The organism is Ochrobactrum sp. AP1BH01-1 (genome assembly GCF_018066705.1).
GTDB lineage: Bacteria > Pseudomonadota > Alphaproteobacteria > Rhizobiales > Rhizobiaceae > Brucella.
Map to the genome: position 1 here is coordinate 684,825 of NZ_JAGPOU010000003.1, position 15,103 is coordinate 699,927.

The window sequence follows — 15,103 nt, forward strand, 5'->3', positions numbered from 1 at the left end:
GAAGCAGGGAGGACGACATGACGCTTGATAACAAACCGATCTATACCGGCGGTTGCCAATGTGGCGCGGTGCGCTTTCGCGTCGATGGCGCGATGGGCTCTGCATCGATCTGTCACTGCCGCATGTGCCAGAAGGCCTTCGGCAATTTCTATGCACCGCTTGTTTCAGTGGGGAATGCCAGACTGGAATGGACGCGCAACGAGCCGAAGCGCTTCCGCTCGTCCAATCATGTGCAGCGGGGCTTCTGTCCTGAATGCGGCACCCCGCTCACCTATGAAGCACCTGACGGGATCGCGCTTGCCATCGGCGCTTTCGACGCGCCGGAGGAGATCGAGCCAACCATTCAATGGGGGATCGAGAAGCAGCTGCCCTATGTGCCTAAGCTTGCAAGTCTTCCCGGCTATATAACGGAACGCGACCCGGAGAGCATCGAGTTTGTCAGAACGATGATTTCCTACCAGCACCCCGATTACGACACTGAAAGCTGGCCGCAACAGCAAGGTTGACCGGACCGCATACCCACCGACAGGCAGGCACAATGGCACGCGAACGCATCTACATCTACGACACCACCTTGCGGGATGGACAGCAAATCTCACCCGTCCGCCCGCAGCCGCGAAGCGTGCGAGGACGGACAAAAATTGAAGCGGGTGGTTGCTGTCCAGCCCGAATGCAGGGGGCAGAATAATGGCACGCGAACGCATCTACATCTATGACACCACCTTGCGGGATGGACAGCAAACGCCCGGCGTCGACTTTTCCGTTGAGGACAAGAAGTCGATCGTCGCGCTGCTTGAAGAGCTTGGCGTCGACTATGTGGAAGGTGGCTATCCGGGTGCCAACCCGACCGACACGGCCTTCTTCAAGCATCGCCAGACCACGCGTGCTAAATTTGCGGCCTTCGGCATGACAAAGCGTGCGGGTGTTTCTGCCTCCAATGATCCCGGCCTTTCCAGCCTGTTGCAAGCTTCCGCCGATGCCGTCTGCTTCGTCGCCAAAAGCTGGGACTATCATGTGCGCCTTGCGCTCGGCTGCACCAATGAAGAAAATCTGGAGTCGATCACGGCCTCGGTGACTGCGGCGCGCATGGCAGGGCGAGAAGCGCTGGTCGATTGCGAGCACTTCTTCGACGGATACAAGGCCAATCCCGAATATGCGCTTGCCTGTGCCAAAGCAGCCTATTCCGCAGGGGCGCGCTGGATCGTGCTGTGCGATACGAATGGCGGCACGCAGCCATCGGAGGTGGCCGAAATCATTGCTGCCGTAAAGGCCGTCGTTCCGGGCGAAAGCCTGGGCATCCATGCGCACAACGATACGGAACAGGCGGTTGCCGTCTCGCTGGCCGCAATCGACGCAGGTGTGCGTCATGTGCAGGGCACGCTCAACGGCATCGGGGAGCGCTGCGGCAATGCCAATCTCGTTTCGCTGATCCCGACACTTGCGCTGAAGCCCTATTGGGCCGAGCGTTTCGAACTGGGCATCAAGCCGGCTGCGCTGAAGGGGATCACGCGCATTTCGCGCGCCTTTGACGATATACTGAACCGCCCGCCGACGGAGCAGGCCCCTTATACCGGCACTTCGGCTTTCGCGACCAAGGCGGGCATTCATGCGTCGGCGCTGCTCAAGGAGCCGCAGACCTATGAACATATACCGCCGGAATCGGTCGGCAACAGCCGCCGGGTCATGGTGTCGGATCAGGGCGGAAAGTCCAATTTCATTGCTGAACTGGAGCGCCGGGGTATTCGCGTTGCGAAGGACGATGTGCGCCTCGATACGTTGATAGCGCTGGTCAAGGAGCGCGAGGCGGAAGGCTACGCCTATGAAGGCGCTGATGCCAGTTTCGAGCTTCTCGCTCGCAACATGCTCAATCCGCAGGCCGAATTCTTCAAGGTCGAATCCTTCCGCTGTCTTGTCGAGCGGCGTTTTGATGCCAACGGCATGTTGAAGACCGTATCCGAGGCCGTGGTCAAGGTTGAGGTCGATGGCGAGGTTCGCATGTCGGTGGCGGAAGGGCATGGCCCGGTCAACGCGCTCGATATCGCGTTGCGCAAGGATCTAGGGCGCTTTCAGGCCGAGATCGAGGATCTTGAGCTGGTCGATTTCAAGGTGCGTATCCTCAATGGCGGTACGGCGGCTATCACGCGTGTCCTGATCGAGTCCGGAGATGCGACCGGCGCCCGCTGGCGCACGGTCGGCGTGTCGGACAACATCATCGACGCGTCTTTCCAGGCGCTGATGGACTCGGTCAATTACAAGCTGATGAAGAACCGTTCGATGGCCGGGCTGGTCGCTGCCGAGTAGTTTATCTATTCACGGGATTTGATGCTTTTATCAGTTTAATTGAATGGATTTTATGATTCATTGAGCGCATAGCGGTTCCATGGTGATCCGCCTGCCGATTGCGGCAGGCGGGCCATTTTGTTTTTACGAGGAGAGAGGCATGTCCGATCAGACCATCACCGATATGCGCCTTTCCGACGGTACGCGCGGATTTCTGATGGCGCTGGCAGCCTATGGGCTCTGGGGCGCGCTGCCATTCTATCTCAAGGCTCTCGGCCACATTCCGGCAATGGAAGTCGTCTCGCATCGTGTGATCTGGTCGGTGCCGGTTGCGCTGCTCCTGCTGGTCGCTCTTGGGCAGTTCCGGGACATTCTCAACGCGGTGCGCCAGCCGCGCATGCTTGCAATGGCTGCCTTGACAGCCGCCCTCATCACGGCCAACTGGTCGATTTATGTCTGGGCGGTCGCGCACGACCAGGTGATGGGCGCGGCGCTCGGCTACTATATCAATCCGCTGTTCAATGTCGTTCTGGGCGGCCTGTTTCTCGGCGAACGGCTGACAAGGGTCCAGTATGTGGCTGTCGGTTTCGCTTTCGCGGCAGTCCTCTTGCTCACCGTCAATGCCGGTGGTCTGCCCTGGGTTTCCCTGGCCTTGCCGCTCACATTCGGTCTCTATGGGTTCTTCCGCAAATCGCTGCCGATGGCGCCGCTCCAGGGCTTTACCCTTGAAGTGCTGATCCTGTGCATTCCGGCCCTCGGCTATGTGCTGTGGCTGGCGGCAAATGGTCAGGACCATTTCTCTACGGGTCCGGCCTTCAATGTGACGATGCTGCTTTTGGCCGGTCCTTTCACGGCAATCCCGCTGATCCTTTATGCAGGCGGTGCGAAGCTGCTGCGCTATACGACGCTGGGCCTCATGCAATACATGACGCCGACGATGTTGTTTTTCTTTGCGATCTTCATCTTCCACGAGCCGTTTTCAATGGCCCAGCTTGGCGCTTTCGCCCTGATATGGGCGGGGCTGGCGCTCTATACCTGGTCGATGCTGGTCGAGCATCGGCGCAGCCGGACCAAGGGCTGAACATCACGATTCGTAAATGGGCCTTTCTTCCGGTGGATATCCTGCCGGAAGACATATTTTAGCCGCGGTCTTTGCCCTTCTTCCGTCGATAATCCGCGACGGAGAATTTCGGTATGGTCTTCTGGTCAGCGCCAGCAAGCGAGAGAAAGGTTGCTGCGACGGCGGAGCGTGAGCTTGCAGCCTTCGGCGCCGCCCTGAAGGGCGAGCCGCTTTCCCCCCAGAGCCTGAAGCCATTCCGGCAGGTCCGTTTCTCCCTCCATACGCATATGCGCTTCTGTCTGGCGCTGTTGGCTGCCACTGCCATCGCCGGTGGTGGGCTCCTGTTCACGACGGGGCGGCTGGTGCGTCGTGGCCACGCTGCCCAGCCCGTCATGGTCAATCCTGCAACGCTGGTTCACAGCCACGCCGCGCCGAAGGAGGCGCGCCTGGCGCCGGCAGTGATCGGCGACCCGGCCAGCTCCATATCGCGCCGTATCGATATCGCTGAGGGCGTCGAGGACGGCGACGCGCGCCTTTACACCTATCAGCATGTGGTTCTCGACCTTAAAGAGCCGCAGCGGGCCGGAGCCGACGACACGCTGCGCGGCGGGATTTCGGCACAGAAATCCCTGTCGAAACGGCCTGAGGAGGAACTGGAGCGCGGCGTTCCCATCAATGTCAGCCTCGCCAAACCGGCTTCCGCTACTGGGGCGAAGGTTCACGAGATCATCGTTGCGCCGCAGTCGCGTGAGCGCTTGGGTGCATTGCTGCAAGCGGCCGGTATCGCAGTTGAGGACAGCAAGCGTCTTGAAGAAGCCTTGGCGCGCACGGAACTCGTGCCCGGCGACAACCTCGAACTGCTGGTCGATAAATCCAGACAGCGCCCCGATGGAGAACAACACATAGCGCTTGCGCGCTTCGAACACGGCGATTTCAGCAAGGCTATCTATGGCCGCGCCGATGATGGCATGTTCCGCGCCACAGGCGATGAACGCCTCTTTGCCCGCCTGTCGCGGGATGCGATGCTCACCGCCTATCGCCCGCAAAGTGCATTCGGCAACAGCGGCTCAATTCCGGCGCGACTGGAGCAGGCAGGCGCGCCGAAAGTGATCGTTGGTGAGGTTGAGAAGCTGGCTTCGCAGAACGGCATTGCGCTGGACGGCGTCAGAAAGCCGGACCTGATCGACTTGCTGTTCCGCAGGAGCGCCGAGACAGAACCCGAACTGGTTTTTGTCGAGTTCACGACCGGCGGAAAAAGCCGCCGCCTGTACCGCCACGAAGGCGGCAATGGTGCGGACTATTTCAATGAGGACGGTTCGTCCATGACGAAATATCTCATGCAGAAGCCATTGCCGAATGGCCGTCTCAATGATGGTTTTGGCTGGCGCGTCCATCCAGTCCTGCATGTCCGCAAGCACCATAACGGCGTCGATTACGACGCGCCGATCGGCTCGCCAATCGTTGCAGCTGGCGATGGCGTGGTCGAACTGGTGTCCTACGAGAAAGGCTACGGAAAATATGTCCGCATCCGCCATCAGGGCGGTTACAGCACGACCTATGCCCATGTCTCTTCGGCCAGAAAAGGTTTGAAAGCCGGCGATCACGTCAAACAGGGAGAGGTGATCGCCTATGTCGGCTCGACGGGCTACTCAACCGGCCCGCATCTCTACTATGAGCTCAAGGTTGGCGATCAGTATGTCGATCCGCTGACGGCTCGGCTCAACGCGGGTGAAAAACTGACGGGCTCGTCACTCAGCAGCTTCCGCGAAGAAATCGATCATGTCGGCCAGATCGTCAACGAAATGAAGCTGCCGGTTATCCCGAAGATGCCCGAAGCCACGAAAACGGCTTCCGGGAAGGGCAGCCGCCATCACTGATTACCCGATCGGGCGATAGGCATTTGCCAGAGCGACAAATTCTTCGACGCTGAGCGTTTCCGCGCGCCGCGTTCCGTCGATGCCGGTCTTCTCCAGCAGTGCTGCGCCGCCCACCGGCTTGAGGCTTTGCCGCAACATCTTGCGGCGCTGCCCGAAAGCAGCCTGTGTGATCCGCCCGAGGGCAGTCGCGTCGCAGGGCAGCGGATCTTCGCGCGGAACGATATGGACGACCGACGACATGACCTTCGGCGGCGGCGTAAAGGCCTGCGGCGGCACGTCGAAGCTGATCTTCGACATGGTTCTCCAGCCCGCAAGCACACCCAGACGTCCGTAATGATCGCTGCCGGGCGCAGCCACGATACGCTCGGCGACCTCGCGCTGGAACATCAGGGTCATCGATGAATAGAATGGTGGCCAGGGCTCCGTGAGCAGCCAGTTGACCAGCAGCTGTGTGCCGACATTATAGGGCAGGTTTGCGACGATGCGCGGCTTCGGCCCATCGGGAAACAAGGCCTGAAAATCCTGTTCGAGAGCGTCGCCGGAAATGACGCGCAGGCGGCCCGGATAATGCGCCTCGATTTCGGCCAGAGCATCAAGGCAGCGCTCGTCGCGCTCGATTGCGGTGACATAGGCGCCTTGCGCCAGAAGAGCGCGGGTCAACCCGCCGGGGCCGGGGCCGACTTCAATGACGGGCTGATCGGCAAGATTACCCGACTGACGGGCGATCTTCGACGTCAGGTTGAGGTCGAAAAGGAAGTTCTGGCCGAGTGATTTCTTCGGCATCAGATCGTGCCGTTCGATCACTTCACGCAACGGAGGAAGGTTATCTATGCTCATGCGTTTCCGTTCGCTGCATTTTCTGCCAATTGCCGTGCGAGGCGAACGGCAGCCACAAGGCTGTCCGGACGGGCGATGCCCTGGCCCGCAATATCGAATGCTGTGCCATGATCTGGCGATGTGCGAATGAAGGGCAGTCCGAGCGTGACATTCACGGTCTCATCGAATGCGAGCGCCTTGGCAGGGATGAGAGCCTGATCGTGATACATGCACACCGCCGCATCATAGGTTGCGCGGGCCGGTGCATGAAACATCGTATCGGCGGGCAGGGGACCGCGTGCATTTATGCCTTCCTCGCGCAACGCCTCGATTGCGGGCAGAATGATCGCCTCATCCTCCTTGCCCATGGCTCCGCCTTCGCCCGCATGCGGGTTGAGGCCGGATATGGCCAGACGCGGTTCGGGAATGCCGAAGCGTTCTCGCAATTCGATGGCGGTAATCCGCGAAACTTCGATAATATCGGCAGTGCGCAACCGAACAGGCACTTCTGAAAGCGGGATATGGATGGTGACCGGAACGGCGCGAAGTTGCGGACCAGCCAGCATCATGACCGGCGTTACCGGCTTGCCCAGATGATTGCCCGTGTGCTTGCTGGCAAGTTCCGCCAGAAATTCCGTATGGCCGGGATGCCGAAACCCGGCTTCGTAAAGCGGCTTCTTGGAAATCGGGCAGGTAACCACTGCCGAAGCCTCGCCTTTCAAAGTGAGTTCCACTGCCCGCTCAATGGCTTCAATAATGCCGGATGCGTTTTCCGGCAAAGGCTTGCCCACGCTGTCCGTCAGCTTGTGGGTGAGCGGGAGCACCGGCAAAGCGTGCGCAAAAACGTGGTTTGCGGCAGCGATGGAGGGAATGACCTCAATCTCGACTTCGAGCCCGAGATGTCGCGCGCGTGCGGCCAGTTGCTGCGGGTCTGCCAGCAAGGCGAAGGGCGGCAGCAAAAGCTCGTCGCGCCGCAGCCAGGCCGCAAGCGCAACATCAGGGCCGATGCCGGAGGGGTCGCCAATGCTCATGGCGAGAGGGGGAAGAGGAGCAGCGGACATCGCGTCAATACACCAATGAATGCGGAATGAAACCGTCCAGAGCGTATTCCGAAACGTGGGAACCCAATCTCGGAAAAAGATACGCCTAAAACAAAGCGCCGACCTGCTTCAATCAGACCGAAACGCGCTCTAACTGTCAGCGATTGATGATTTTCGCCTTCTCGCGCAGTTCGCCCAGATATTTCTCGCTGAGCTGCTCGGCCTTCTTTTCCTGTCCGGCAGCGGAATCCGCCCCTTCCATGGAGAAAACCAGCTGGGCAACGCGATCGTCGGATACCTGCCGGGTTGAGCAGACAGCCAGGAATTCAACACCCTTTTCGGTTTCCTGTGGCGGGGTGGTGCCGCCGACCGAAGTGGACTTGACCGCTTTCGCCCACTCGTTTGGCAATTGCTGTTCGATGATGCGGCCAAGATCGCGAACGGTCACGTCAAGAATGCCCTTGGCCTGCTGGCGGGTGGCGTCGCAGTTCTGAAAGCGCGAGCGGAGCGCATTGGCTTCCTGCTTGCGCTTGCCGAGCAGGGCGGGAGAGCGCTTGGAGGCCGGCACCACGAAAATGACCTGCTGCAGGCGATATTCGGTTGCCACAGGCTTCTTGCCGCCATCCTTCAACATGCGCTGAACGGCTTCCTGTTCGCTGATCATGCCGGTTGCACGGAACCGGGCACTCACGAGGCGGCCCCATCCCATCTGGACCATGATGTACTTCTTGAAATGATCCGGCGTAACACCTGACTGGTTCATCAACTGGTTCAGCTGCGCCAGGCTCATCTTGTTGCGGGTGGCAAACCCGGCATAGGCTTCATCGACCTGCTGATCCGAAATGTTGATGCCGCGCGATTTCATTTCGATGCGCTTCAACATTTCGTCGGTCAGCTCTTGCTTTGCGACCTGGGCGAGATTGCCGCCCTTGCGCTGCAACTTCAAAAAGGCCATGCGATGCTGAATATCGCTATTGGTGATGGCATTGCCGGAGACGATGACCTTGACCTCAGAACCTGCACCGGCCGCAAATGCCGGAACTGCAGCCGTCCCAAGCGTCGTCAGGCAGACTGCGGCGCTCAGCATGGAGGCGAAGAGAGGTCTTGCAATCATCATCTTTCTTTCCCGATTCCTTCCGGTCGACGAACGACAATCCTTACCGGACATATCCCATCATGGTCATTGCCGCTATCCAGCCGAGCAAAAACCATATCAGCGGCTGATCATAAGCTGCCTGTATAGATGAGCTAGTGCGGCGAAACAATGACCCAAAAGTTATTTTGCGAAGCTTGCTTCGCTCTGAATACTGCAAAAAGGACGCCGGTTTAAGCTCTGAAGCGCAAATTTCTTTATCAAATGAAATGGAAAGACCGGAAGCATTTTCAACGCTTCCGGTCCCTCAAGTTTAGAATGTTTGGTTACCGCTGCCTATATCACCCAATGTGCGCAGCGAAATGTTGAAGCCGACGCTATGGGATGGCTTGTCGTCGCCCGGATTACGGGTCTGGACGTATGCCATGGAGTAGGTGAAGCACTCATCGTCATAGGCAAGGCCCGACGATGCGCGGACCAGCGTTTCGGAAACCAGGTCATAGGTACCGGAGCCGAAGACGCGCCAGTTCGTATTGATGCGTGCCGTGGCCGACCCGGTAACTTCCTGACGGAGATCGTTATATCCGTAAGCAGGCTGAGGCGCGATGTAGGCATATTGCGCGGAAACCGTCAGCTTCTGCCAGCTCTGCTGCGCTTCAAGCTCGCCGCGACGAACCGAGAAGCTGTCCTTGTCGAAGCGTCCGCGAGCAGCGAGCGCAAGACCCGTTGAGTTGGACGTGCCGATCATGGCCACATAGTCGGAACGGGCGTCCTGGAGGCCGGAGTCTGCACCGACATTCAGGAAGTCGCTCGTGCCATACGAGTTCACGCCGCCCAGCTGGAACGACTGGCCACCGAGCGCATAAAGAGCCCAGTCACTATTGTTGAAGTTGCCCGAATAGCGCAGACCGAGATTGGCGCGTGTGCCGCCTTCAACACGGTCATAACCGGAGAACTTGTCACGCGAGAACAGGTTGGTCGCGTCGAAGACGAAGCTCTGGGCGTCTTCATTCGGCAACTCACCCGCATAGCGCTCGTTGTTGCGGATATACAGCTGCGCGATCGGCTCGATAATGTGGGTCGAGCTGGTGGTCGAGAACAGGATTGGCCAGCGCAGTTCAAGTCCGGCGGTCGCCATGGCGCGCAATGCCTCCGAACGCACGACCGCATCCGTATAGCCGGCATCTGCCAGATTGAAGTTCGTATTCGCGCCAATCGCATCGCCGCGCAGCGCCAGCAACGGCGTGATAACCAGGCCGGACGGCGTGATGAACGTGCGCTTCCATTCCGCTTCGGTGGTCAGGCGCGCATTGGTTCCGTCGAAGCCGGGAACACGCGCATAGTACGGTAAACCATTTCTAGGGTTCACCGTATAATTCGCATTCTGGCGATAGAGAACTTGCAGATTGGTATTGAAGTTCAGTTCACCGCCATAGACCGGTTCCGGCAAGGTATAGGAATAATCAAGGCTCGGGAAAACCCACGGCTGCTTCGAGTGCATCTCGTTAGGATCATTCGCCAGAAGGGATTCCTGCACGTTGAACCGATAGAAGTTCAGGTCGAAATAATTCCGGTTGTTAATTCCCTGAAGATAAATCTTCGAGACCTGGGTTTCCGCACTATAGCCGTCAAGACCGTAGGTACGGCTGAAGTTGCGGTCGGTCTGTGCCATCACATCCCAGCCGAAGCGCCAGCGCGAATTGAGATTGAAATCGCCTTTCGAGGCGACCATGCCGCGATTGTCTTCGTAACGATCCACGGAAACTGCACTGAATTCTTCAGGCTTGTTCTGGTGAATGCCCGCGATGCGAAGATTATAGGTGCCGTTTTCCAGACGATGACGCCATTCGGCTTCGGTCAGGAAGCCCTGCTTGGTGTAGGCCGTCGTGGACAGCGTCAGATCGTAGTTCGGGGCGAGCGCCCAGAAATAAGAATTCTTGATGCCGACGCCGAGGTCATCCTTGTAGGAGAAACCCGGAAACAGGAAGCCGCTCTTCCGCTTCACCGTCGGGTCGGCCATCTCGAACGCCGGGAAATAGGCAAGCGGCATGCCGAAGAATTCGAAGCGGCCATGTTCGAAGCGGACCGTCTTGGTCGTGCTGTTCCAGATGATCTTGCGCGCCTTGATCTGCCAGAGAACAGGCTTGTCCGGATTTTTCGCGCAGGGTTCGCAGGCCGTATACACGCCGTTATTGAACGTCGTGATCTCGCCATTGCTGCGTTCGGCGCTTTCAGCCGCAAACCGGGTGTTGTCCGTCGTCTCGACGCGCAGGCCGTTTACGAAGCCGTCGCGGAAACTGTCGGTGACATCCATATGGTCGGAGTAGATCTTGTTGCCGTCGCGTTCGACGACCTCGACATTGCCCGTCGCGGTCATGCGCCGCGTCTGCTGGTTATAGGTCACCTTGTCAGCGACAAGGCGATTACCGTCATACTCGATACGCACCTTCCCCTGAGCCGTGACGGTATTGACGTCACGATCATAGATAAGCTCGTCGGCTTGCAGGAGCATGCGCGCATTCGGATCGCTTTGGTAATTGGCGCCAAGAGCGTCTTGAGCCAATGCGGGTGAGGGCAGGGCTGCGACAGAAATGAAAGGTAAAGCAAGGACGCACGCCAAGGCCGTCCCGCGCGTCAGGCGCGAGAGCGAATGGGGCAATACCATGCGGGCGTTACTCAAACCCACTAACCATCCTCCTTATGCAACAAAAAGGAGACACCAAAGAATGTCGCGATAATAACCGGAACCCAGGCAGCCACGAATGGCGGGACGAATCCCGCATTCCCGAATGCCTTCACCAGCACCGAAACGACATAAAGCATGAAGCCTGCGATAACGCCACCCAGAATCATAGCTCCTGACTGACCAAATCGCACAAATTTCAAAGACACTGTTGCAGCAATGAGAGTCATCGCCATCAGCAATGCCGGCAAAGCCAGAAGTGACTGGTATTGCATGTCAAACGCGTTTGCGGAGTAGCCGAAGGAACGCGCGACCTCGATCTTGCGGCGCAGCTGCGTGAAGGGGATCGTGTCAGGCGTCGCGAGCTTCTCTTCCACATATTCCGGGCGCAGCTGCGTCTCGATCTGGAAACGCGCCATTTTCTGGGGCTCTTCGCCGCGTGCGAATCGCGTCACATCGGTCAGTTCCCAGTAACCGTCCTTGAGCTGCGCCCTGCGTGCGTCGAAGCGTTCCCTGATATTCTTCTTTTCATCGAACTGGATGAAAGTGGCGTCAGCCAGCGTCGCGCCCTGATCCAGTATGCTTTTCGCGCCGATGATCGTTTCGCCCTCATCGGTCTTCTGACGCAGCCACGGATCGCGCAGCGCGGAGACATCGGTAACCTTGCCGGTCTTCCACGTCGATGCGATTTCATCGGCCTTTGCAAAGCCGTAGGCGGCAAACGGATTGAGGACGAAGATCGTAGCCAGACCAAACAGGAAGGCGCCGAAACAGGCGGGCAGAAGGAATTGCCAGGCCGACACGCCGACCGAGCGCGCGACGACCAGCTCGTATTTTCTGTTGAGCGAGATGAGTGTCGCCATTGCCGAGAACAGGGCGACGAACGGGATCATCTGCTGCATGATGAAGGGAACGCGCATGGCGGACAGGCCAAGCGCCGCCCACACGGAATAATCCGGCAGGTTTGAAAGTTTGCTCGCATTCTCGGTAAAATCGAGAAGCAGCGACAAAGCAAAAATGCCGAGCAGAAAATAGAGGGTGATCTGCACATAGCGGATGAAGAAATAGCGCCCAAGCGTCCAGCCGATCATGCCTTTCCTCCGGCATTATTGCGTGAACGTCCGGTGAGGCGCGCATAGAGCGCCAAAACATTGTTTCTCACACTGTCGAAACTGTCGAGAATGCGGTCGTTCCATTTGTCCGGCAGGCCGATCCGCCGCCCGGTGGCGAGCGCGAAGCCTGTTACGAGAATGACGGCTGCGGGAACCAGGTACATGACGATGATATAGCCTGCATCCTTGTCGGCCCGGTCGGAGGCGAAATAGCCGGCCCAATAGACGAGAAGGGCGGTGCTGATCGCCGAGAAGGACGCCGACACACGGGCTTCGCGGTGCGAGCGGGAATCGCCCGCGAACGCCAGGGCAATCATCGCAAAGACCACAGGATAGAGCCATTGCGTCAGCCGCCGGTGCAATTCTGCCTTGTATCGCAGCGGTCGGGTCTGCAGGATCGGATCGTTCGGGTCGGGGTTCAGCAGATAGGAAAGAGGACGGTCCTTGGCATAAATGACGAAATCGTCGCCAGCCGAGGCGAACTGGCTGAGATCGAACGCATAGGAATTGAACTTGATGATCGAAACCGTGCCATCCGCCACATCGCGGCGCTGCACTTCGCCATTCTGCATCAAAAGCATGTCGCCGGTCGGCGTCGAAGCAATCGCGCCATCGGCTGCATAATAGATGAGGTCGAGCGCCGGATCGCGGGAATCGGCAATGAAAAGCCCGCCGATGCTGCCATCGGCGCGCCGTTCCGCCACCTGAATGTAGAGATTGTCGGCGAGCTTGCGGAAATTGCCTTCCTGAACGATGACATTCATGAGGTCGGCGCTGGCATTGGCGATCATCGCGCGCATGTTCATGCGCGCATAGGGATCGACATAGTTGGCGACCAGAAACGAGATGACGGAGATAACGGCCGCGAGAATCAGGATCGGGCGCATGACCGCGCTGCGCGGTGCGCCGGATGCATTGATGACGACCAGCTCCGAATCCTGGTTCATGGTGGACAGCGTCTGCGTGATGGCAATAATCAGCGCAAACGGCATCACGAGCGGAATAGCCGAGGGAATCAACAGCGAACTGAACTGAACGATGGTCTGGAATGTCTGGCCGCTTGTGGTCAGAAAGTCGATGCGCTGGAGCACCTGCACGGTCCAGGTGATGCCGACCGCAGCGCCAAGCACTGCGAGGAACATGATCGCCACCCGGCGCAGGATGTACAACTCGATCAATCGCATAGGTGGAGTCTACATCCCGGTTCCGTTGAAGGAGCGCGCATCCGAAAAAGGCTGCGGCGCTCGTGACAATGACTAAACTTAATGACGCTTGGCTAAGATTGACCCAATAAACGCGGTTAACAGATTACTAAAACCATCACGAAGATGCCAGCTCTCGTGTTCCTGTTAACGGGTCCCGTTAATGAGCGATGCGTCGGCTCAAGGCAACCAGTTTTTGCATGATGCGGGTAAGACTGGCTCGCAATTGTGTCTTGCACGGTTTTCCTCGGCCTAAAACTGGAACAATCCCGGTTCCACTCTTGCTGTTTCGCCATATTCGTCTCACATGAGTGGGGAAAAGTCGCGACACAATCGTGTCATTCTTAAATCGACACCAAGTTTGGAGTTGTCATGTCTAAACGTCCTTCGATCTCTTTCAGCGATTTTGCAGTACCGGAAAAAGGCGTGTCCATCGTCCTCGTCGCCAAGGGCGGCGGCTTTGCGGACGAGGCGGCCGCAGCTGCCGGCGGTGCGGAAAAGATCAGGCGCATTGCCGAAATTTCCGGGTTTACGGGTGCCTTGGGCAAGACGGCTGAAGCGATCGAGACAACTTCCAGCGGTGTCGACAAGATCGTGCTGGTCGGTGTCGGCGAACCCGGCAAGCTTGGCAATGACGACTGGCTGAAGATCGGCGGGGCGGCTTTTGCACGAATCGGCAAGGCCGACCGCGCAACCGTGACGCTGGCACTGCCGGAAACCACCATCGCCGGTGATGAAGCCGCCGATGTGGCGCTGGGCATGATTCTGCGCTCCTACAAGTTCGAACGCTACAAGACGCGCAAGAACGATGAGGAAAACGGCGATCCGAAACACTCCGCGAAGATCAACATCTGCGTCGCGGATGCCCATACTGCGAAGCGGGCTCTAGAAGTCGCCGAAGCGGTGGCGGACGGCGTTATCCAGGCGCGCAATCTCGTCAATGAGCCTGCGAATATCCTCGGCCCTGTCGAGTTCGCGCAGGAAGCTGAAAAGCTCGAAAAGCTCGGCGTGAAGGTCGAGGTGCTGGGCGAGAAGGAAATGAAGAAGCTCGGCATGGGTGCGCTTCTTGGCGTGGCGCAGGGTTCCGTTCGCCCACCGCGACTGGTCATCATGGAATGGCAGGGCGCGAAGAGCAAGGAAAAGCCGGTGGCCTTCGTCGGCAAGGGCGTGGTGTTCGATACGGGCGGCATTTCCATCAAGCCTGCTGGCGGCATGGAAGACATGAAGGGCGACATGGGCGGCGCGGCAGCCGTGACCGGCCTGATGCGCGCTCTGGCTGGCCGCAAGGCGAAGGTCAATGCAATCGGCGTGATCGGCCTTGTGGAAAACATGCCCGATGGCAACGCCCAGCGTCCGGGCGACATCGTGACCTCCATGTCCGGGCAGACGATTGAAGTCATCAACACCGATGCGGAAGGCCGTCTCGTCCTCGCCGATGCGCTGCACTATACGAACGACCGTTTCAAGCCGCGCTTCATCATCAATCTGGCCACGCTTACGGGTGCTGTCATGGTCGCGCTCGGCCAGTATCATGCCGGTCTCTTCTCCAATGACGACGAACTGGCGGACCAGCTTTACGATGCGGGCCAGTCGACGGGTGAAAAGCTGTGGCGCCTGCCGCTTGGCACCGAATACGACAAGATGATCGATTCGAAGTTCGCCGATATGAAGAACAGCGCTGGCCGTTACGGCGGATCGATTACGGCGGCACAGTTCCTCAAGCGCTTCGTCGGCGAGACCCCGTGGGCGCATCTCGACGTTGCGGGAACGGCAATGGGCTCGCCCGCTAACGAATACAGCCAGACCTGGGCCTCCGGCTATGGCGTTCGCCTGCTGGACCGCCTTGTCCGGGATCATTTTGAAAGCTAAAATCTTTTTCTGAACAAAGGGATGGGTGGAGAAGCGGAATCAGTTTCTCCACCCTTTCGTGAAACGGATAG

11 protein-coding genes are annotated in these 15,103 nt (G+C 58.6%); 5 read left to right on the forward strand and 6 right to left on the reverse strand.

Annotated elements, in window-relative coordinates:
- The first annotated feature begins 17 nt into the window (after positions 1 to 17).
- From J9800_RS13935 to J9800_RS13950, 4 genes are all read left to right on the forward strand, one after another.
- On the forward strand, positions 18 to 506 hold the full coding sequence (locus J9800_RS13935; RefSeq protein ID WP_112592102.1) for a GFA family protein: 489 nt from the start codon (positions 18 to 20) through the stop codon (positions 504 to 506).
- Between the two features lie 181 nt (positions 507 to 687).
- The gene (gene cimA / locus J9800_RS13940; protein WP_114215759.1) at positions 688 to 2,301 is read left to right on the forward strand and encodes a citramalate synthase; all 1,614 of its coding nucleotides are present in this window, start codon (positions 688 to 690) and stop codon (positions 2,299 to 2,301) included.
- A 139-nt stretch (positions 2,302 to 2,440) separates the two neighbouring features.
- Complete coding sequence (gene rarD, locus J9800_RS13945) at positions 2,441 to 3,361, forward strand: EamA family transporter RarD (RefSeq protein WP_114215758.1); 921 nt, start codon at positions 2,441 to 2,443, stop codon at positions 3,359 to 3,361.
- Between the two features lie 113 nt (positions 3,362 to 3,474).
- Positions 3,475 to 5,217 carry a M23 family metallopeptidase gene (locus tag J9800_RS13950; RefSeq protein ID WP_114215757.1) on the forward strand — a complete coding sequence of 581 codons (1,743 nt, stop codon included), beginning with the start codon at positions 3,475 to 3,477 and terminating at the stop codon, positions 5,215 to 5,217.
- On the opposite strand, the gene rsmA is transcribed toward J9800_RS13950, so the two are convergent.
- From rsmA to lptF, 6 genes are all read right to left on the reverse strand, one after another.
- Entirely contained in the window at positions 5,218 to 6,054 is an 837-nt protein-coding gene (gene rsmA, locus J9800_RS13955) for a 16S rRNA (adenine(1518)-N(6)/adenine(1519)-N(6))-dimethyltransferase RsmA (RefSeq protein ID WP_114215756.1), read from the reverse strand.
- Positions 6,051 to 7,094: a 4-hydroxythreonine-4-phosphate dehydrogenase PdxA gene (pdxA, locus tag J9800_RS13960; RefSeq protein WP_114215755.1), complete on the reverse strand. Its 1,044-nt coding sequence runs from the start codon at positions 7,092 to 7,094 to the stop codon at positions 6,051 to 6,053. Before pdxA ends, rsmA begins: the two co-directional genes overlap by 4 nt.
- A 136-nt stretch (positions 7,095 to 7,230) precedes the next feature.
- Positions 7,231 to 8,190 (reverse strand): peptidylprolyl isomerase, encoded by a 960-nt coding sequence (locus J9800_RS13965; RefSeq protein WP_114215754.1) that lies wholly within the window; start codon positions 8,188 to 8,190, stop codon positions 7,231 to 7,233.
- A 289-nt stretch (positions 8,191 to 8,479) separates the two neighbouring features.
- A complete protein-coding gene (locus tag J9800_RS13970; protein WP_114215753.1) occupies positions 8,480 to 10,831 on the reverse strand; it encodes an LPS-assembly protein LptD in 2,352 nt (783 codons plus the stop codon).
- Positions 10,832 to 10,851: 20 nt separating this feature from the next.
- Entirely contained in the window at positions 10,852 to 11,940 is a 1,089-nt protein-coding gene (gene lptG, locus J9800_RS13975) for an LPS export ABC transporter permease LptG (protein WP_112592090.1), read from the reverse strand.
- Complete coding sequence (gene lptF / locus J9800_RS13980; protein WP_114215752.1) at positions 11,937 to 13,145, reverse strand: LPS export ABC transporter permease LptF; 1,209 nt, start codon at positions 13,143 to 13,145, stop codon at positions 11,937 to 11,939. The genes lptG and lptF overlap by 4 nt, the downstream gene beginning before the upstream one ends.
- Before the next feature lie 390 nt (positions 13,146 to 13,535).
- On the opposite strand from lptF, the gene J9800_RS13985 reads away from it, so the two are divergent.
- Positions 13,536 to 15,032, forward strand: coding sequence for a leucyl aminopeptidase (locus tag J9800_RS13985; protein WP_112592086.1), 1,497 nt, complete (start codon positions 13,536 to 13,538; stop codon positions 15,030 to 15,032).
- The last annotated feature ends 71 nt before the right edge of the window (positions 15,033 to 15,103 follow it).

Coding starts and splice junctions, on each gene's coding strand:
- J9800_RS13970 (WP_114215753.1), bottom strand. CDS start 10,831: ATGGTATTGCCCCATTCGCTCTCGCGCCTGACGCGCGGGACGGCCTTG.
- rsmA (WP_114215756.1), bottom strand. CDS start 6,054: ATGAGCATAGATAACCTTCCTCCGTTGCGTGAAGTGATCGAACGGCAC.
- pdxA (WP_114215755.1), bottom strand. CDS start 7,094: ATGTCCGCTGCTCCTCTTCCCCCTCTCGCCATGAGCATTGGCGACCCC.
- rarD (WP_114215758.1), top strand. CDS start 2,441: ATGTCCGATCAGACCATCACCGATATGCGCCTTTCCGACGGTACGCGC.
- cimA (WP_114215759.1), top strand. CDS start 688: ATGGCACGCGAACGCATCTACATCTATGACACCACCTTGCGGGATGGA.
- lptF (WP_114215752.1), bottom strand. CDS start 13,145: ATGCGATTGATCGAGTTGTACATCCTGCGCCGGGTGGCGATCATGTTC.
- J9800_RS13935 (WP_112592102.1), top strand. CDS start 18: ATGACGCTTGATAACAAACCGATCTATACCGGCGGTTGCCAATGTGGC.
- J9800_RS13985 (WP_112592086.1), top strand. CDS start 13,536: ATGTCTAAACGTCCTTCGATCTCTTTCAGCGATTTTGCAGTACCGGAA.
- lptG (WP_112592090.1), bottom strand. CDS start 11,940: ATGATCGGCTGGACGCTTGGGCGCTATTTCTTCATCCGCTATGTGCAG.
- J9800_RS13950 (WP_114215757.1), top strand. CDS start 3,475: ATGGTCTTCTGGTCAGCGCCAGCAAGCGAGAGAAAGGTTGCTGCGACG.
- J9800_RS13965 (WP_114215754.1), bottom strand. CDS start 8,190: ATGATGATTGCAAGACCTCTCTTCGCCTCCATGCTGAGCGCCGCAGTC.